General features: G+C 53.9%; 18 protein-coding genes. 11 read left to right on the forward strand and 7 right to left on the reverse strand.

Annotated elements, in window-relative coordinates:
* Positions 1–105 precede the first annotated feature (105 nt).
* On the reverse strand, positions 106–444 hold the full coding sequence (locus MOQ67_RS23475; protein ID WP_017527493.1) for a YbaB/EbfC family nucleoid-associated protein: 339 nt from the start codon (positions 442–444) through the stop codon (positions 106–108).
* A gap of 43 nt (positions 445–487) precedes the next feature.
* Positions 488–2,530 carry a DNA polymerase III subunit gamma/tau gene (gene dnaX, locus MOQ67_RS23480; protein WP_321848559.1) on the reverse strand — a complete coding sequence of 681 codons (2,043 nt, stop codon included), beginning with the start codon at positions 2,528–2,530 and terminating at the stop codon, positions 488–490.
* Between the two features lie 132 nt (positions 2,531–2,662).
* Here dnaX and MOQ67_RS23485 point away from each other — a divergent pair, with 132 nt between their 5' ends.
* The gene (locus MOQ67_RS23485) at positions 2,663–3,424 is read left to right on the forward strand and encodes a substrate-binding periplasmic protein (protein WP_253397886.1); all 762 of its coding nucleotides are present in this window, start codon (positions 2,663–2,665) and stop codon (positions 3,422–3,424) included.
* A gap of 53 nt (positions 3,425–3,477) precedes the next feature.
* On the forward strand, positions 3,478–3,849 hold the full coding sequence (locus MOQ67_RS23490; RefSeq protein ID WP_448675611.1) for a VOC family protein: 372 nt from the start codon (positions 3,478–3,480) through the stop codon (positions 3,847–3,849).
* On the opposite strand, the gene MOQ67_RS23495 is transcribed toward MOQ67_RS23490, so the two are convergent.
* Positions 3,763–4,728, reverse strand: coding sequence for a DMT family transporter (locus tag MOQ67_RS23495; RefSeq protein ID WP_321848563.1), 966 nt, complete (start codon positions 4,726–4,728; stop codon positions 3,763–3,765). The genes MOQ67_RS23490 and MOQ67_RS23495 overlap by 87 nt on opposite strands.
* Before the next feature lie 102 nt (positions 4,729–4,830).
* Here MOQ67_RS23495 and MOQ67_RS23500 point away from each other — a divergent pair, with 102 nt between their 5' ends.
* The 3 genes from MOQ67_RS23500 to MOQ67_RS23510 all read left to right on the forward strand — a co-directional run bounded on the left by MOQ67_RS23500 (position 4,831) and on the right by MOQ67_RS23510 (position 9,363).
* Positions 4,831–5,700 (forward strand): LysR family transcriptional regulator, encoded by an 870-nt coding sequence (locus MOQ67_RS23500; protein ID WP_253397892.1) that lies wholly within the window; start codon positions 4,831–4,833, stop codon positions 5,698–5,700.
* A gap of 454 nt (positions 5,701–6,154) precedes the next feature.
* Positions 6,155–7,447, forward strand: a complete 1,293-nt coding sequence (locus tag MOQ67_RS23505) for a site-specific integrase (RefSeq protein WP_448675612.1) — start codon at positions 6,155–6,157, stop codon at positions 7,445–7,447.
* A 431-nt stretch (positions 7,448–7,878) separates the two neighbouring features.
* A complete protein-coding gene (locus MOQ67_RS23510) occupies positions 7,879–9,363 on the forward strand; it encodes a hypothetical protein (RefSeq protein ID WP_448675613.1) in 1,485 nt (494 codons plus the stop codon).
* Positions 9,364–9,529: 166 nt separating this feature from the next.
* Here the strand turns inward: MOQ67_RS23510 and MOQ67_RS23515 are convergent, their stop codons facing one another.
* On the reverse strand, positions 9,530–9,943 hold the full coding sequence (locus tag MOQ67_RS23515) for a hypothetical protein (protein ID WP_141123250.1): 414 nt from the start codon (positions 9,941–9,943) through the stop codon (positions 9,530–9,532).
* 218 nt (positions 9,944–10,161) lie between these two features.
* Here MOQ67_RS23515 and MOQ67_RS23520 point away from each other — a divergent pair, with 218 nt between their 5' ends.
* From MOQ67_RS23520 to MOQ67_RS23540, 5 genes are all read left to right on the forward strand, one after another.
* Complete coding sequence (locus MOQ67_RS23520; protein WP_448675614.1) at positions 10,162–10,383, forward strand: helix-turn-helix domain-containing protein; 222 nt, start codon at positions 10,162–10,164, stop codon at positions 10,381–10,383.
* A gap of 59 nt (positions 10,384–10,442) precedes the next feature.
* Positions 10,443–10,688: a hypothetical protein gene (locus tag MOQ67_RS23525; RefSeq protein WP_448675615.1), complete on the forward strand. Its 246-nt coding sequence runs from the start codon at positions 10,443–10,445 to the stop codon at positions 10,686–10,688.
* 336 nt (positions 10,689–11,024) lie between these two features.
* Positions 11,025–12,740 (forward strand): hypothetical protein, encoded by a 1,716-nt coding sequence (locus MOQ67_RS23530; RefSeq protein ID WP_448675616.1) that lies wholly within the window; start codon positions 11,025–11,027, stop codon positions 12,738–12,740.
* A gap of 189 nt (positions 12,741–12,929) precedes the next feature.
* Complete coding sequence (locus MOQ67_RS23535; protein WP_448675617.1) at positions 12,930–13,139, forward strand: hypothetical protein; 210 nt, start codon at positions 12,930–12,932, stop codon at positions 13,137–13,139.
* Between the two features lie 107 nt (positions 13,140–13,246).
* On the forward strand, positions 13,247–13,462 hold the full coding sequence (locus MOQ67_RS23540; protein WP_448675618.1) for a hypothetical protein: 216 nt from the start codon (positions 13,247–13,249) through the stop codon (positions 13,460–13,462).
* 18 nt (positions 13,463–13,480) lie between these two features.
* Here the strand turns inward: MOQ67_RS23540 and MOQ67_RS23545 are convergent, their stop codons facing one another.
* Complete coding sequence (locus MOQ67_RS23545; protein WP_448675619.1) at positions 13,481–14,446, reverse strand: hypothetical protein; 966 nt, start codon at positions 14,444–14,446, stop codon at positions 13,481–13,483.
* A 198-nt stretch (positions 14,447–14,644) separates the two neighbouring features.
* Between MOQ67_RS23545 and MOQ67_RS23550 the strand changes: the two genes are divergently transcribed.
* Positions 14,645–15,259 carry a recombinase family protein gene (locus MOQ67_RS23550; RefSeq protein ID WP_448675620.1) on the forward strand — a complete coding sequence of 205 codons (615 nt, stop codon included), beginning with the start codon at positions 14,645–14,647 and terminating at the stop codon, positions 15,257–15,259.
* A gap of 592 nt (positions 15,260–15,851) precedes the next feature.
* On the opposite strand, the gene MOQ67_RS23555 is transcribed toward MOQ67_RS23550, so the two are convergent.
* Both MOQ67_RS23555 and MOQ67_RS23560 read right to left on the reverse strand, forming a co-directional pair.
* Positions 15,852–16,568 carry a hypothetical protein gene (locus MOQ67_RS23555; protein ID WP_448675621.1) on the reverse strand — a complete coding sequence of 239 codons (717 nt, stop codon included), beginning with the start codon at positions 16,566–16,568 and terminating at the stop codon, positions 15,852–15,854.
* Between the two features lie 77 nt (positions 16,569–16,645).
* Positions 16,646–17,128, reverse strand: coding sequence for a hypothetical protein (locus MOQ67_RS23560; protein ID WP_448675622.1), 483 nt, complete (start codon positions 17,126–17,128; stop codon positions 16,646–16,648).
* Positions 17,129–17,207: the final 79 nt, after the last annotated feature.

The following is a 17,207-nucleotide window of genomic DNA, read 5'->3' on the forward strand; positions in this document are numbered from 1 at the left end:
CGAGGTTCGACATAGTTGCCGCCCGGTAGCAAATGCAGAGGGGTGAGCAGCCAAAAAAATGCCAGGCGCGATGCCTGGCATTTCAGTCTAGCTAAGACTGGCCGATCAGAACGGCAGTTTCATGCCCGGAGGCAGTTGCATGCCAGCGGTCACACCGGACATTTTGTCCTGGCTGTTGGCTTCGATCTTGCGCACAGCGTCATTGACGGCCGCGGCGAACAGATCTTCCAGCACTTCACGGTCGTCATCGCTGACGCCTTCGAGCAGGCTCGGGTCGATGCTCACGCGCTTGATGTCGTGACGACCGGTCATCACCACGCTGACCATATCGCCACCGGCTTTACCGGTGACTTCGGCGTTGGCCAGCTCTTCCTGCATCTTGGCCATTTTTTCCTGCATCTGCTGCGCCTGCTTCATCAGGCCGGCCATGCCACCTTTCATCATGGGAATCACCTCAAAAGTACGTGGATCAATAAGTAGCCCGGTGTTATGACGCCTGGGGCACCGGGGCTTCGACAGGTTCAATAGTATCGTGACGGACGACCGCACCGAACTGTTGCATCAATTGCTGGATGAGCGGGTCGCCGTGGATCGACTCCTCGGCCTCGCGCTGGCGATTGAGGCGCCGGCGGGTCGCGGCCTGGGCCGGGGTTTCCTGCTCGGGCTTGATCAACTCGATGGCGATGGTCAGCGTGCGCTCGTGGTACTGGTTGAGGGCATCGTTGAGCCGGCGCTGCTGGGTCGCATTGAACAGGGCGCTGTGGGCCGGGTCCAGGTGCAGCACCCAGTGGTCGCCCTCGATGGCGATCAGGGTGCAGTTGGCGGCGATGCTACCGGTCATGCCGGAAATCGGCAGTTTCGGGAACAGCTCCAGCCATTGCAGGGCCAGGCCGGTGGCCGGCGCCGCAGCGGGTTCCGCTTCGGGTTCGGGGGCCGGCTCGGCAGCGTGCTCACTGGCCAGTTCGTCCAGGTAGCTGTAGGCCGAATCGATATCCGGCTCGATGTAGTCTTCGTCCAGCGGCGGTTCGTCGTCGAGGTCGATGCCGTGCGTTGCGGCGTCCACCTGGGCGACGGTCGGCTCGGGGGCGGGCGCGCTGACCCACTCCGGCGCGTCCGGCACCACGCTGTCCGGGGTCGGTGTGGGCATCGGCGTCAGCTCGGGCTGCTCGCTGGCGGTTTCCAGCATGGGCTCCACGGCGGGCTCAGCCTCCACCGGGGCATTCCAGGGCAAGTCGACCACCGGGGCCGGGGTTGGCTCGACCACCGGCTCAGGCGCGACCACAGGCGCGACAACCACAGGCTCAGGTACCGGCACAACCGGTGCAGGTGCAGGTGCAGCAACCACTGGCGCGACCACCGCTGCGCCAGCCACGGGTTTGGCGGAATCAACTGTGGCCTGGCTGATCCCCACTGGCTTTAGCGGCTGTCTCGGCGCGTCTGTCGAATCGGCGGGCCGGAAGGCCAGCATGCGCAGCAGGACCATTTCGAAGCCGCCGCGCGGGTCCGGCGCGAGGGGCAAGTCCCGGCGACCGATCAGGCCCATCTGGTAGTAGAACTGCACGTCTTCGGCCGGCAACGCCTGGGCCAGGGCCAACACGCGGTCGCGGTCGCCGTGACCGTTGTCGACACCTTCCGGCAGGGCCTGGGCGATGGCGACGCGGTGCAGCACGTTGAGGATTTCCGAGAGCACGCCGTTCCAGTCCGGACCTTGCTCCGACAAGTGGCGCACAGCTTCGAGCAATGCCTTGGCGTCGCCTTCGATCAGCGCGTGCAGCACGTCGAATACCTGGCCGTGGTCGAGGGTGCCGAGCATCGCTCGCACATCGGCGGCCATGACCTTGCCTTCACCAAAGGCGATGGCCTGATCGGTGAGGCTCATGGCATCACGCATCGAACCATCGGCGGCGCGGCCGAGCAGCCACAGTGCGTCGTCTTCGAACGGCACGTTCTCGACACCCAGCACGTGGGTCAAGTGCTCGACCACACGCTCCGGGGTCATGTTTTTAAGGGAAAACTGCAGGCACCGCGACAAAATCGTTGCAGGAAGTTTCTGCGGATCGGTGGTGGCCAGGATGAATTTGACGTAGGGCGGCGGCTCTTCCAGGGTTTTCAACAAGGCGTTGAACGAGTGGCTGGAGAGCATGTGGACTTCGTCGATCAGGTAGACCTTGAAGCGGCCGCGGCTCGGCGCGTACTGCACGTTATCGAGCAACTCGCGAGTGTCTTCGACCTTGGTGCGGCTCGCGGCATCGATCTCGATCAGGTCGACGAAACGCCCTTCGTCGATCTCGCGGCACACCGAGCAGGTGCCGCAGGGCGTCGAGGTGATACCCGTTTCGCAGTTCAGGCATTTGGCAATGATTCGGGCAATGGTAGTCTTGCCGACACCGCGAGTACCGGTAAACAGGTAGGCGTGGTGTAGCCGTTGGCTGTCCAAGGCATTGATCAGAGCCTTGAGCACATGGGTCTGGCCGACCATTTCGCGGAACGAGCGCGGGCGCCATTTACGTGCAAGAACCTGATAACTCATCGAAAACCGTCGCAACTGAGAAGCGGAGCCGGTAATGCTAGCGGAGCAAGGGGGAAATTGCATCCGGCACGCTTGCCTAATCTGACTAAGATTGCCTGATTGGCCTTGAAAAGGCCTGAACCCGGAGAGTGTATGCGCGTAGTCCTGGGCGCTTTATGGATAATCACCACGGCCTGCCTGGCGGCGCCCGCACCGTTGCGCTTCTCGGTTTCCGACAGTTGGGCGATGCCCATGGTGCAGGTGGAGGACGGCCGACCCACCCAGGGCATTTTGTATGACCTGATGTTGAGCCTGGCCACCCAGGTCGGCCGCCCGGTCGAGTTCCACGTACTGTCCCGCGCACGCATTGCCAACGCGATGGCCCACGGCGACATCGATGTGCGCTGTTATGTCACCCAGGCCTGGCTCGACAATTTGTCTGACGACTACATCTGGAGCCTACCGCTGCTGGTCCAGCGCAACGTATTGGTCAGCGCTCACAGCCATCCGGTGCAAGTGACCCGGCTGGCGCCGCAGTCGATCGGAACAGTGCTCAATTACCGCTACTCCACACTCGACCCGCTGTTCGCCAACGGCCAATTGAGGCGCGACGACGCCCGCAGCGAAGAGCAGGTGCTGCACAAACTGGTGGCCGGACGCTTCAAGTATGCGGTGGCCAATGAATGGATCGTCGACCGCTTCAACCAGAACCTGCCGATGGATCAGCGACTGCACAAAGTTGCCATGATCGAGGAGCAAAGCCTGGGCTGCGTCGTGCGCAACGACCCGGACCTGCCGGTGCAACAAATCCTGCGCACCCTGCTGCAGATGAAGACGTCAGGCGAAATCGACGACATCATCAAGCTGTACACCGGCGAAAACGCAGTGCCCTTGCACGCTCCTGACAAGAACTGACAGAGCCACCTTATAGACTGGGCTCAACCAACCCCCGTTCTCAAGGAGCCCCCATGAACACCGCTGCTCATTACTTCCTGCTGTATGTCGACAGCCCCGCCACCAGCGCCAACTTCTACAGCCGCCTGCTGGACAAAGCACCGGTTGAATTGAACCCGACCTTTGCCCTGTTCATTCTCAATAATGGTGTAAAGCTGGGCCTGTGGTCGCGCCACACCGTGGAACCGGCGGCCCAAGCCACGGGCGGCGGCGGCGAAGTGGGTTTCGCCCTGCCCGACCAAGCCGCCGTGGACACCCTGCACGACCAATGGCTGGAACGTGGCGCCACGATCATTCAGTCACCGACCGTCGTGGACTTTGGCTACACCTTTGTCGCCCAGGACCTCGACGGCCATCGGTTGCGGGCGTTCTGCATGAGCGACTGAGCAGCGCCGCCAGCGTCCTTCCAGGCTGATGGCCGCCACACTGGCAAGCACAATCACCGCGCCGAGCATCACCTGCCCGGCAAGGTGCTCGCCCAGCAGTGTCGCCGCCATCGCCATGGCCACCGGGGGAACCAGGTACATCGCGACCGATGCACGGCTGACCTCGACATGCTTCAACACGTAGGCCCAGGCAAGGTACGCCAGGGCGCTGGGGAAAATGCCCAGGACCAGCACCGCCAGGTTTTCCGGCCAGGGCGCCTGCGCCATGGCGGCGGGCAGGCCGGGCAGGTTCACGCAGAGCATCAGGGTGCCCGACCACACCATGTAGCACGCCAGGGTCAACGGGCTGTAGCGGTGGGCATAGTGCTTCTGGATGGCGAAATACACGCTCCACGACACCGCCGCCAGCAGGATCAACAGACCACGTGGATCGATGTCACCCACCCCCTGCTCACCCCAGATCACCACCAGCACGCCGAGCAACCCCAGCAATACGCAGCTCCAGCGCCAGGCGCTGATCCGCTCCTTCAAGCCAAAAAACGCAATCAGCACACTGAACAGCGGTGCCGACTGCGCCAATACACTGGATGCCGCCGCTGTCACCCATTGCTGCCCGTAGTTGAGGCAGGTGTGATGCAGGAACACCCCGAAAAATCCCAGCACCAGCAACCATGGCACATCCCGCAGGCGCGGCTGGCTGATGCCCTGCACCAACGCCACACCCCCCATGAACACCGATGCGACCAGAAACCGCAACAACGCCAACTGGCCGGGGCTATAACTGTGCAGCCCCACGTGTACGCCAATCGGCGAATAGGCCCAACAGAGGATCACGCTGGCGATGACTAGCGTAAGCTTTGCGGGTGACGGGGCATTCATCGACGGCATCCAGAAACAGAAAAGGAGTGCCGCCAGTCTTGGCCGGGTCATGCGGCAGGACAATTAAGCGTTTCTGACTTCTGAAATCAGTGGAACTGAGCGATGGAAATGGCCCAACTGAAGATGGTGCGAGCCGTGGCGCAAACCGGCAGCGTGGCCCAAGCCGCGCTGCAATTGCATTGCGTGCCGTCGAACATCACCACGCGCATCAAACAGCTGGAAAGCGAATTGGGCACGCCGCTGTTCATCCGTGCCGGACGCGGGCTGGCGATCAGTGCCGCCGGTGAAATCTTCCTCGATTACTGCGAGCGCATCCTGGCACTGGTGGACGAATCCAAACGAGCGGTGGACGCCAACGCGATCCCGCGGGGCACCTTGCGTATCGGCGCGGTGGAGTCCAGTGCCAGCGGCCGCCTGCCACCGCTGCTGGCGGAATACCATCGACGCTACCCCGACGTCAGCCTGGAACTGGTGACGGGTGCCTGGGGCCAACTGCTCGACGACCTGCAACACCATCGCCTGGACGTGGCGCTGGTAGCCGCCGGTAACACACGCACCAAGCTCGAACACAGCGTGGTCTACAGCGAACGCCTGGTGCTGATCGCCAGCCCCTCCAGCGCGCCGATCAACGGCGCCGAGGACCTGGCAGGACGCACCCTGCTGGTCTGGCCACCCGGCTGCCCTTATCGCGCCGCCCTGGAAAACTGGGTCAAACCCCACGACCTCAAGCCGGCCATCGCCAGCTACGCCAGTTGGGGCACGATCATCGGCTGCGTCAGCGCGGGGATTGGCGTGGCATTGGCGCCGGAGGGCATTCTGGCGCGCTATGAACAGACCAGTCAGTTGGCCTCGTATCGATTCGAAGAACTGGCGGCCGTGGATAACCTGTTGTTCTGGCACAAGGACACGCAGCGACATCTGGCCAGGGATGCATTCGCTGGGCTGCTGCGCGAAACCTTCGGCCAACACTGATCGAACATCAGCTTTTCGGAGTAGCCAATCGCGCGTACTGATCCAGCCGAGGAACGACCGATCCGGAGCATTGACGAACTCGACCTGGGCCCAGCCATCCTTGAAGGCCAGCACGCCGACCACATCATAGGCTGCGCAATAAAATACTGGCAGACGACTGAAAAGAAGACAAAGGGGGTTGAAACAGAAGGGCTACTACAAGGAGGAGCGTTATGGAGGCAACCCCACCAGCCACACCCCGGCACACAATGTTCCCGCTGTGGCTGCTGCCTTCCGGCTCTGACCAGGTGGCATGCAAGCATGTTCGGTAATCGTTGCGGGCCATATAGGGTAAGGGTTTCAGGCTGATGTGGTAGCAATACGTCTACCGTGCGGACACGCAGCACGCGCAGTCAAAATTCCGGAGTGTAGCCAGCATTGTCACACTTTGCTGTCACACATCGGTGTCACACACATGGCATATCTGATCCGTCGCGGAGCCTTCTACTACCTGAATCTCCGACTGCCCAAGCACCTCTTCCCAAGGTGTCACACTTTGCGTTTGAGCTTGAATCTGACCACTCGCCAAGCAGCAACTTTCGTTGCTGCCTCACTTGCTCAGCAGGTCCATCAACACTTGGCAAAACACCCCACAGAGCCTGTGGAAACGCTTCATAAGCTGTGCATGAAATGGCGTAGTGCTATACCTGCCCCACCATCACTACACACGCCAAATCGCACCGTAGAGCGCTTGCCGACGCAAGCCTCTCAAGGCCCAACGCTAGCCGAGCTGTCAAAAAAATACATCGCTGAAGGCAAAGCCGGAGGAACATGGCGAGAGGTGAGCGCGCACGAAGTTGAACGGGCGTTACGTGACCTTTTTGAGCTGATGGGCGACATGTCAGCTTCCGCGTTCGATGTGCAACAAGCTCGCATGCTGAAAGACCGTCTGAACCGTTGCCCTCAGTACTTCGCCCTCCTGCCACAGTTCAAGGGCAAGACATTAGCTGAAGTCATTGAATCAGGCGGCACGTACAAAACCATCACCGCCGTAACCGTTAACAACCGTCTACGCAAGCTCTCGGCATTCATGAATTGGTGCAAGAGCAACGGCTACATCACGGTCAATCCACTGGAGGGACTGAAAGCAATGACAGGATCAGCCAAAGAAGCTCGGTTGTCATTTGAATCAGTAGACCTGATAACGCTGCTTAATCTAGATGCACTCAAGGCTGAGGCTCGCAAGCATCCATGGCGTTACTGGATACCATTGCTGGGCCGCTTCACAGGGGCAAGGCTGGAAGAGCTGTGCCAGTTACATACAGATGATTTTATCGAGCAACAGGGTATCCGGTGCATCCGTATCGATGACAGTCACTCAACACAAAGCTTGAAGAACAGCAGCAGCCGTCGCACTCTCCCGATACACCCGACACTGATCCAGCTTGGATTGCTCGACTTCGTTAAGCAGGTGCGAGCTAGCAATTCTGAACGCCTGTTCGCAGAACTTGAGCCAGTTCGTGGAAAGCTGGGCCATGCACCCAGTAAGTGGTTTAGCCGATTCAAGACGAAGATGGGTATTACCAATCCCCGTAAAACGTTCCACAGTTTCCGTCACACGTTTATTGACGATCTTCGTGATGCTGGCGTGCAAGACTCGCTTATTAAACGAATGGTCGGACATGAGGACAGTTCAGTCACGTTCGGCATCTACGGCAGCAGGACCCCCTTGAAAGCGATGGCTGAGGCGCTGACGCACATACTTTAACCTCAGAAAAGGTATCGAAAACCTCAATGAAACCCAACACTCCAATTGACGTTATCCTGACGTCCTTTAGGCCAAGCCCAATGTTTACGGGTTTACATGGCCATCTAGACTAAGCAAGACGCTTTCTCTCCCACCGGAAACCAGTTCTTTACAGCATTGCTCTCGCAGGAAAGGTGGAACGCACAGAAGCACTCAAGCGACCTTTTCTAGATCAGTAGTTTTGCACCACGTCAACAGCCGGATTGACAAGAGCAGTATAAAAGTGCATTATGCTCTCCTGTCTCAACGGACAGACCGACACCTCGAAGAGCCTCACACGGACACTGTTCATACAGCGTTTTAGATGGGGCTTTTTTGTGGGTGTCATTTAACCAACACAGCCGGCAATACCCGAGGTAACGCCAATGACGTGAACTTAAATAGGAGAAATGATGATGACCTGTTTCGCCCCCAATAAAGTGATCTACACCGCTGTATCCGCTCCAGGCGCGGGTAAGACTCAAGCATTAATTAACCAGATTCCATCTCTACTTTCAGCGGGACGATCCATCGTTCTTGCACTCCCAACCCTCAACCTCACCGATAGCTTTATTAGCCGCTTGCCTGCTGACCTTTCTTACCGCGTCATCAATTCCACCACCTGTGATCACGTTGGCTCAGAACTAGAGTCTGCTTTGAAAAAGAAAGAAAGCCATCTGATTATCACGACACATCACAGCATCTTTTCCATACAATCCAATTTGCTTTTTGGCTGGATGCTAGTCATCGATGAACTACCGACTGCGGTTGATTTTCCAGCATTTCCTTTCGAACCGTCAGAACTAGATCAGCTACTGGTGAATGCGATGGAGCACGACGGGCGCCTATACATTCGAGAGGGTTGCTCTGAAGCGGTTGAAACAACACTCGCGACCTTCAAGGCTGTGTCAGCAGGTGCGGAACGCACATCGATGCTGAGTAAGGAAGGGGCTCGCATATACGAATGCCTAAAAGATGGGCATCCGGTCTTTATTGATTCGCCTATTCCTAATGGCAACAGGTATGTTCGAGCAGTTATTGAGTCCAGTTGCTGGGATACACTAGCAGCGGCAGAAGAGGTGCATATTCTTGCGGCAAGTGTCGCCGGTAGCCAGTTCGATGATTTTGCTCAGGTACATGGATTCACATACGCACGGTCGGAATTCACACCAACGTTTGATGGCTACACCTCTGCTGTCACGATCTACCCTGTCATGCCCAAGGGACGTAATTACAGTAAATCCGCAGTGACTGAGACGGCTCATAACAGCAGCACTACTGATCACCAGAAGCAGGGGGAGAATCTGGTGATTGACCACATTCTGGAGGTAGTTCTTAAGCGGGCTACTGGAACTCCACTGCTATTCTGCAACGGTTGGGCTAGTTTCAGATGGTTGCCAAGGGGGGCCGTTCACCGCTGCTCAATCGATAGTCGGGGCCTGAACGAGTACCAGGGCGAAACTGATGCCATTCTCTTGTTTGGTGGGAACCCATCGCCATCCGATCAGCTCGCGTTAGAGTTTCTGGCAGCCAAGTATGGTCGCGTATTTCGCCAAGGATTCATCGTCACCAGATTTTTGGAACCCAGCTTACAGGCAGCTACAAGGACAGCATTACGAGACAGAAGCAATACCAAGCCGATACAACTGTTTGTGCAAGATGGGCGAGTAGCTGAGTATCTTATATCCACCTATATGCCGGATGCAGTGATCGATTGGAGTCTGTCTGAAATGTGTCCAGTGAGTGAAGACCGTAGGATGACTCTGGATCCACGCAGAGTTGAAGTCTACAAGCTGTTCGCACAAGGAAAGAGGAATGCTGAGATAGTTCGCCTAACCGGCGTGCATCGAAACACCCTACCAAGTTGGAGAGAAGATTGGCGACTTCAGGTCGCCTGAAATAAAGCAATGCACATTGCAACCTTAGTAAAAGATTTCAAGATAAAATCTGCACATCAATCCTAAGAAGTCTAATAGGAAAGGTGTGCAGTCTCATCCCCCCCAACAAAAAACCACCATCACCAGAAAACAATCAGACAAATAATCCCACCCAATGTAAAAGCGCCTACTTAAACTCAAAACACTTGAGCATATACCTCAAGACATCAGGAGCCACCATTTCAATCGGAGCCGTCATTAAAGTACCATTACTCTGAAATTCACTTCTTTTTAGATAGCCTATCAAACCACGCTGGTAAGTATCATAGTCAGGATAACTAGGCACCACACAAGATTTACTTTGCTCCCTGACAACCTCTACAGCCCTAATAATTTGTTTACGACAGCCACTTTCGCGAAGATATTGATTTAGATCACCAACACCGTCGACAAGTGGATTTTTTTTAGAATTCTCATATACCTCTTCATAGTCCGGATTGTAATTAGCACATGTTCGGTAATATCCCATGGTAGTTTGAGCCCAAGCATCCGCACAAAAAAAATACGCAATTAAAAAAAACTTAACACTCGTTGAACGCATCGACCACACCTCTGAACAGTGATTACATTTTATTTTCAGTCGCCACCTAGCAATTCAATGACTCGTACCCTTCGGCATTGCTGGTGAATGCAGATTTTCTTGCTCGCGCGCCCCTCCGATTTGCTCGCTTGTATAGACGGTTAGGATAGCAATGTATCATCTGGTGTGTCATCAGTTGGTGTGTTCACGATTGGAGTGCATCCGACCATCATTCAGACATGCAACCAAATCAGAATCTTAGAAAGGGCTTCGGCCAACGAATCCGAGAGCTACGCACCAGTCAGGGCTTCAGTCAGGAAGCTTTTGCTGATCGGTGTGGCTTCGTTCGAACGTACATGTCACGAATTGAAACGGGCACAGCCAACCCCAGCTTAGATGCTGCCAAGGTGCTTGCTGAAGGGTTGGGCGTATCCCTTTCTGAGCTGCTTGAGGGGTTGTAGCTGAAAGCAGGTATTGACGATTATCTTGTTTTGCATCCTAGGAGGATGTGGCATGGCGGATGTTCAAGGCGAATCAAAAAGCATTGGAGATGGTTGCCAAAACGATCAATATGGCTCTGTCCCCTGTGGGCCTTATGATCTGGGGCTACGAACAGATTCAAGAGTTCGTTTCAGGAAAAGTTGCGGAACGATTGAAGAACGTACCGCCAGAAGCAATCATTCAACCTGAGCTCAACATTATTGCAAGCCCTGCTCTAGAGGCACTCAGATATACAGGGCACAGAGGTGTGATGGCTTTTCTCTGACAGTGGTTCAGGCGAACGGCGTCATTGTTCCAAATCCCATCCTCTGATTCTGCTGTTATCAATAGCTAGACCTCCCGTGGTTTTTTCTCCTCTCCAGTATTTCCACAATTGCAAGCAAGGCTACCGTAAAAACTCAGGGCATTGAGCTGTATGCGGCCTTCGCGTACAACCTACGTACAGGCGACCGGTGATGCACTTGTGCCGCAGTTACCTTCTGCAATGCTATTGCTCACTGGACGGCCGTCACCCCTCAATGCTATAGATGCGTAGCTGAGAGTATCTGCGATGAGAAAGGCAGATATTTAGGATTCCTTTGAGCATAGGGACATGACCGTAATGAGCGAGATAGAAAAACTTTTTAGATCAAGGCCGTTCAAAACGCGCAATGCGGACGAGTTTGAGCTTTCAGACATTCTCAATCTATATGTAAATCCGTTATCTGGTTTAACAACCCCCTTCGACTATGAAAACTCAATAATAAAAGGTCGCATGGGATCAGGCAAAACCATGTATCTCAGGGCAAACTACGCCTTTTATTTATATGGAATCGTTCCAAGTCTACTGGAGGGTAACGGCGATGTAATTCTACCTGTATTCGTTAGACTGAGCGACTTCCAACACATACAAAACCCGGCCGACATATATAAAGCAATAGTCATAAAAATCATTGAAGAGCTTACAAGCATATACCTTCACTTAGAAGACAGCAAAGAGCTGGCACGACTACACTCGGGATTCCAAGTCCTTAAAGATGAGATGTACTCGGCTCACAAGCTATCGAAAAGCTTAAAGCAGTTAGCTAAGATGGGGAGCGAAGAATATGTGGATAGAATTACGACAGAGCTCGGACTCAAAGGCGGGATCAAACCTAGCTTTTTTGAGTTGTCTGCCAAGTGGAAAAGCTCGCTTTTAACTGAAATAAAAAACAAGCCAAACCCAGGTATAAAGGATATCGCAGAGTGCTACCGCACGCTCCTTGAGGGACAGTCTGGCAAAATACTTTTGCTTATCGATGAAGCCGGATCATTGGATAAAAAGTTTTTCCATAACGACGACGGACCGGCCTTCTTTGAAGTCCTCATGAATCAGTTCAGGACAGCTGAGTTTATCAGGACGAAAATCGCAGTGTATCCACACTCATACTCTGACATGTTGACCGAAACCCGTTACGGGGATGCTGTTAGGCTCGAGGACGCTTTTGAGGCACCTAGAGAGTATCTGAAATTTCGTAAAAAGGTTATATCTCTCATTGAGAACTATCTAAACCCTGAGTCACATATTGAAACGCAATTCACTGCTTCGGACGTATTCGATTTAAGCCCAAACCATTACGGGGATTGCCTAGAGCAACTAATTTATGCATCGGAAGGAAACATGCGTAGATTGATGCAACTCTTAGATATTTCTATGAGTGTAGCTTTTCGGGATGACAGCGAAAACCCTACCGTTAACAAGGAGCATGTATTTGAAGCGCTTAGGGAGCATGCAGACAGCACGGAGTCGCTTTTCAGCAACCTAGAGAAAGACTTTCTAGAAACACTAGTCAATATATGCAAAGCACGAAGAGCATATAAGTTTACATTTCCAAGCATGTCGCCCATGTTGTACAGATACACAAACAAATCAAAGGAATATAACATCCTCAATGTAGAGGAGCTGGGTGCTGGACGACGAGGCACCATTTACTCCTTCGACTACGCCTACTCGGTATTAAAAGACCTGCCTACCCACTACGTCTTAGGTACGGAAAAGATAAACAAGGATAGAACACTCAATGATGGACAGTGGATCGCTAGGGTCGCTCAAATAAGCAGCGATTTAATAGAGCAAGCTTCCTTTCCTGGAAAAATAGAAGGAGTAATCACATACATTACAGATAATCGAGACGCAGGTTTTATCGTTTGCGACAAGGACACAAAGCACTTCTTTTTTGTCAAAAATATTGTAGAGTCGGATAGAAAAAAGGCTTTTATGCTAAATACTAGAGTCCGATTCTATCCAATTTTAAGCGGAGAGACGTTAATGGCAATAAACGTGGAAGTCCTGATCTAACGAAATGCAGCCCTTCCAAGTTAATCCAATTGGTAGAAAAAGACTTAGACTGCCAACCCAAGCTTTGACGCGGCCAAGGAGCTTTGTTGATGGGTGGGAATGACTTTATCCCAACTGTTTGAAGGTCTTTGAACTGATCAAGCCAACTCATGGCCATCCAAGTATCAAGCCCCACAGAAGGTGCAGACCTTGGACGATCAACGGAAGCTCCAACTCCCCCTGTTAAAGAAGATTGCTGCTGGTGCAATGACCATTTCGAGACCCGAAGATGTCATCCTCATGAACGAGTTCCTGCGGCAGGGCCATGTCGCGGCATTAGAAGGTGAGTCTTTTGGCAGCGTCATTTCTTGGACGTTCAGATCATGCCATCAGGCGAGGCTTACCTTCGTTGTCTTTTGACCGAGACGTTCGAAAGTGATCAATCCGGTTCTCCTGTCGAACCTGCCAGCAGGAGGTGACGACTCTCCTGGTCTACTCTGTGAGCTACACACTCAAGGACGCCCTCTATGCCAGACAACGCAGATGCCCGAATAGCAACAGCAGACGTGTTAACCCTCCTGCTGCACAACCAGTACGCGCTAGCCGCTGCAATCGAAGAAGTAGCTCTATGGGCTAGAGCCAGTGGTTCAAGCGAGGCCCATGAGCACGCCGTCGCTGCATTGGAAACCCTCGATGCGAACGCGTCCGCTATCACCGCTGGAATTCTCAAACTCCGTCAATAACCCCTTTCTCGCCCCTGATCAAGTTGAAGACTTGGTTTTTTTGACTGCCTGACGTGGAGCCTCGCTGACACTCCTGAATACGACTGTCGAGCCGGGGACATCGGGAGACTCATGGATTTCCATCTGTAAATTCAGGCCCAGCACCTCCAGCGGTTCAAACATCCGCAATCGAGAGATCGTTTCGCCTGTTGGGCTGCGGGAGTACTCGCCTGAAAACACCAAGGGTTTATGCTCCTCAAGCCATTGAATGCTGCCTGTACACCTTAGTAGGGCCACAGGCACTGGACCCTCGCACGTATACAAAGCATGAGGTTCATTCAATGTGACATTGAAATGCACTGGTAATGCTGGACCATTCGGCGTTAAGCCACTCAGTAGCTCTGGATGGTTCCCGAGCGTATTTGTAAAGACTTCACGCGGGGTGATGGTCATGCCGGTATTCAAATTGCGAAGCATCAGGTTTGCTTGATCGCCTTGTAACGCCTCGTTCAAGCTCTCCAAGCTGACTGTTGGCGGCAGTGACTCTATGTCGAATTCAACTCGATCAAGGTAGCGTATCTCTGTTCGATGAGGCATGCCGATCAGCTCTGGCCAGCTCTCGAATTCAGACGGGGACAGTTCTTTGAATTCTCGAGTGTCAATTTCAAAACGTTCTGCCTCCTCCAATGCACCAGCACTGAAACCGGTTGTAGACACTGCCGTTACGCGGGAAAGGTTGAATCTCTGTCTTCTGCCAATGAGCTGTTCGATCCACGAGGCTGGGGCGGGTCCCTCTGACGGGCGGTCTCGGCACTCAATGAGCCATTTAAAGTCGATCGTACCGACCTTACCCTCAACCATAATGTCGAGCTCCGCTCCTGGCCTTCCCTTAGCAGTACTGCTGAGCATTCGGGGCGTGATCGTCCAATCCCGCGGGAGCCGTAAGCTCTCGATGTACGTCACGACGTTTTCTAACTGCTTGCCGTCCTTCTTCTTCTGTGCCATGGGCCATTCGCCTACCGGTGACGTGATCTCTTCGGAGTATACGTGCTGGGTAGCGGAGATATCGATCGTATTCATATGGGTATACCCCATCGAGTACCGTCCGTCGCCTGCTAAAACCGTACCGAATAAGGCTCGTTGACCACCCTACCGAGTACATTTATAATCGGTACATCTAAAACGGTGCAGAGAGACTTTGACATGTACATTCGCGGATACCTTCGTGCATCCACCACTGAACAAGACGCTACCCGTGCAAAAGATCAGTTGAAGGCTTTCGCCGCTGAGAGCGGTCAACGTGTAGCGTCGTGGTATACCGAGAACGAAAGTGGTAGCACGCTGCAACGTCCTGAGTTGTTCCGCCTCTTGGGTGACTGCGAAGCTGGCGACATCCTCCTGATTGAACAGGTAGACCGCCTGTCACGCTTGAATGAGGCTGATTGGCAGAAGCTACGTGCAGAACTCAAAGCCAAGGGCGTATTGGTTGTGGCACTCGACCTGCCAACCTCGCACCAGTCGATGCAGCCAGCCCGTAAAGGTGATGACTTCACCGGGCGTATGCTCACCGCCATCAATGACATGTTGTTGGATATGCTGGCAGCAGTAGCACGAAAGGACTATGAAGACCGTCGCCGCCGTCAAGCTGAAGGAATCAAAACCGCCAAAGTTGGTGGCGTCTACACAGGCCGCAAGACCGACAAAGCTTTGCACGACCGGATCAAGGCTTGTCTCGCCTCTAACATGTCATTGCGTATGACTGCCAAGACCGTTGGTTGTGCTGTATCCACTGTTCAGCGTGTCGCCAAACCAGACTGATTCAGGCGCGGCACATCACTCGTTGAACCTGGCCCCAGCCCGATCTTGAGGAGGTGCAAGACAGCACCAGTAGTAGACATTCTAACGGAATGGATTCGCCTACAGACCACGTATATCAAGGCTTACAGCCATTTTTCACTGACGCGCTTCAATGTCAGTGGCGAGCGAATTCACCCGGTAACTAACACATAGCCCGCCATTGAACGGGTATCGTCATGCCCTCAGTTCGTACAGTCACAGCACGTTGTCACAGAGCGTCATACAGCCTATACAAGCCACGCTGATACAGCACCAAGCCTCGCCCAACACAACCCGACCACACGTCACCGAAAGCGTCACAGCCAGCCACAGAAGACAGGCCGTGCGTAGGGTGTCCGTCACTTATTTTAGAATCACTCAGCTTTTAAAACAGGGTGGCCGTGTTCGCGTTAAGTAGCTCAGGTGATAACCCCGGTTTCGGGATGTCTCGCTCCATTATTTTTCCCTGAGCTAAATCGAAGAACGCCTTCAAGTGCGTGACTCTCGCGGCGCGGGGGATAGATATTGGTGTGGAAAGACGCTCTGAGTTATGAGACAGGAGCATTGGTTTGCATCAGTCTAAAAGCTTTGGCTCTGACTCATGTCCGATCATTGGATTCTCGGCATCTGATTGCAACTGCTCTGCACGAGCCTGCGACTTCCAGCCAATATCAACTATCTCTTTGATCCTATCCACAAATGGCTTGGCGCCTTCGCCCAGCTTGCCTAGAGCCACACCAGCATCCCCCATCAATTCGTAGAAGCGACTGATGTCGGACATTTTCTTGTGTAACTCCGACTGCATCTTCTCAAGGCGCTTGAGCATGCGTTGCTTGTGGCCTTCATCCAACTCGGTGTTTGCACTCACCATCTCACGCAACTCATTTATCAGTTGCTGGATACGCTTCAAGTCACCATCGGTGAACTCGTATCCAAATCCATTCGTCAAGGTAACGGCGAATTGCTTCTTCAAGCTATCAAGCTTGCTAGCGGAGGTTTGCCCAATCAGTTCGTGCTGTACATCCTGCAAAAACTTCCGCAGGTTGCCGCATACGTACTCCATGCCGCTATCCACATCAGGAGGGGCAACGAGGTGCGAAATCAGAGATTGCTCCTCTAGATGCAGAATAATCGCAGCGCCCTCCATCAAGACGCCATGATCCTCCTCACTCCAACGGCCGTCGTAATTTCTGTCCGAATCCGCTGTTTTCAACGCGAAACGGCAGACGCTGATGCCCCCTTCGGTTGGGTTGTCACGCACCTGCTGAAGCACTTCGTTAGGGATTGCCATAACTCATCCGTAGTTTTGGTTGATGGGTATCAATTTGCCACACGTTCGAAGCCTTTAGAACTGAGGCATGGCGAGAGTCAGAAAACGGTCTTCCAAATCTCGAAAGCAAAGTACCCCAACAGCAGCAGCCCGGCCCCTATCCCAAATATGAGAGTCGGAACCAAGAACCACAGCCAAAGCTTGTTGATCCTGACATTGTGCAAGGACGAAGCCGCATCGATGATTTGCAGGACATTCGGCCCGCGTACCGTCTTGATAATCATCTTGTTGATACGGTTCAGATGCACTGTGCCCCAAGTCATTTTGATCACTTCCCAAGAGATGAAAAGCAGGAGGGACAGCAGAGCAAGCAGGCCGCTCAGTGCGTACAGCCAGCTTGGAAGCTTTGTCACCAGGGTCGACCAAAACGCAAAATACCCAGCGTACCCGGCAACCAAAATGAGGTTTGTGTAGCTGGTTGAGTGCGTCATCTGCTTTTCAGCCATCTGCATCATCATCGCGATATTTTTGTCGCGCTCGCAGTCCTGCTGAAATCTCTTGATGTCGTTGATCTCAGTCACCACCGACTCCACGGCATTCTCCATGGCCTCGTGCCAATTACCCTCTCCTCGCCTCATAACGCCCCCTTAACGGCTATCG

It is taken from the genome of Pseudomonas sp. LY-1 (assembly GCF_053502595.1).

What these genes read in the sequence shown, in the direction of transcription:
- MOQ67_RS23475 (WP_017527493.1), bottom strand. Translation starts at nt 444, where the DNA reads ATGATGAAAGGTGGCATGGCCGGCCTGATGAAGCAGGCGCAGCAGATG.
- dnaX (WP_321848559.1), bottom strand. Translation starts at nt 2,530, where the DNA reads ATGAGTTATCAGGTTCTTGCACGTAAATGGCGCCCGCGCTCGTTCCGC.
- MOQ67_RS23485 (WP_253397886.1), top strand. Translation starts at nt 2,663, where the DNA reads ATGCGCGTAGTCCTGGGCGCTTTATGGATAATCACCACGGCCTGCCTG.
- MOQ67_RS23490 (WP_448675611.1), top strand. Translation starts at nt 3,478, where the DNA reads ATGAACACCGCTGCTCATTACTTCCTGCTGTATGTCGACAGCCCCGCC.
- MOQ67_RS23495 (WP_321848563.1), bottom strand. Translation starts at nt 4,728, where the DNA reads ATGAATGCCCCGTCACCCGCAAAGCTTACGCTAGTCATCGCCAGCGTG.
- MOQ67_RS23500 (WP_253397892.1), top strand. Translation starts at nt 4,831, where the DNA reads ATGGAAATGGCCCAACTGAAGATGGTGCGAGCCGTGGCGCAAACCGGC.
- MOQ67_RS23505 (WP_448675612.1), top strand. Translation starts at nt 6,155, where the DNA reads ATGGCATATCTGATCCGTCGCGGAGCCTTCTACTACCTGAATCTCCGA.
- MOQ67_RS23510 (WP_448675613.1), top strand. Translation starts at nt 7,879, where the DNA reads ATGATGACCTGTTTCGCCCCCAATAAAGTGATCTACACCGCTGTATCC.
- MOQ67_RS23515 (WP_141123250.1), bottom strand. Translation starts at nt 9,943, where the DNA reads ATGCGTTCAACGAGTGTTAAGTTTTTTTTAATTGCGTATTTTTTTTGT.
- MOQ67_RS23520 (WP_448675614.1), top strand. Translation starts at nt 10,162, where the DNA reads ATGCAACCAAATCAGAATCTTAGAAAGGGCTTCGGCCAACGAATCCGA.
- MOQ67_RS23525 (WP_448675615.1), top strand. Translation starts at nt 10,443, where the DNA reads ATGTTCAAGGCGAATCAAAAAGCATTGGAGATGGTTGCCAAAACGATC.
- MOQ67_RS23530 (WP_448675616.1), top strand. Translation starts at nt 11,025, where the DNA reads ATGAGCGAGATAGAAAAACTTTTTAGATCAAGGCCGTTCAAAACGCGC.
- MOQ67_RS23540 (WP_448675618.1), top strand. Translation starts at nt 13,247, where the DNA reads ATGCCAGACAACGCAGATGCCCGAATAGCAACAGCAGACGTGTTAACC.
- MOQ67_RS23545 (WP_448675619.1), bottom strand. Translation starts at nt 14,446, where the DNA reads ATGGCACAGAAGAAGAAGGACGGCAAGCAGTTAGAAAACGTCGTGACG.
- MOQ67_RS23550 (WP_448675620.1), top strand. Translation starts at nt 14,645, where the DNA reads ATGTACATTCGCGGATACCTTCGTGCATCCACCACTGAACAAGACGCT.
- MOQ67_RS23555 (WP_448675621.1), bottom strand. Translation starts at nt 16,568, where the DNA reads ATGGCAATCCCTAACGAAGTGCTTCAGCAGGTGCGTGACAACCCAACC.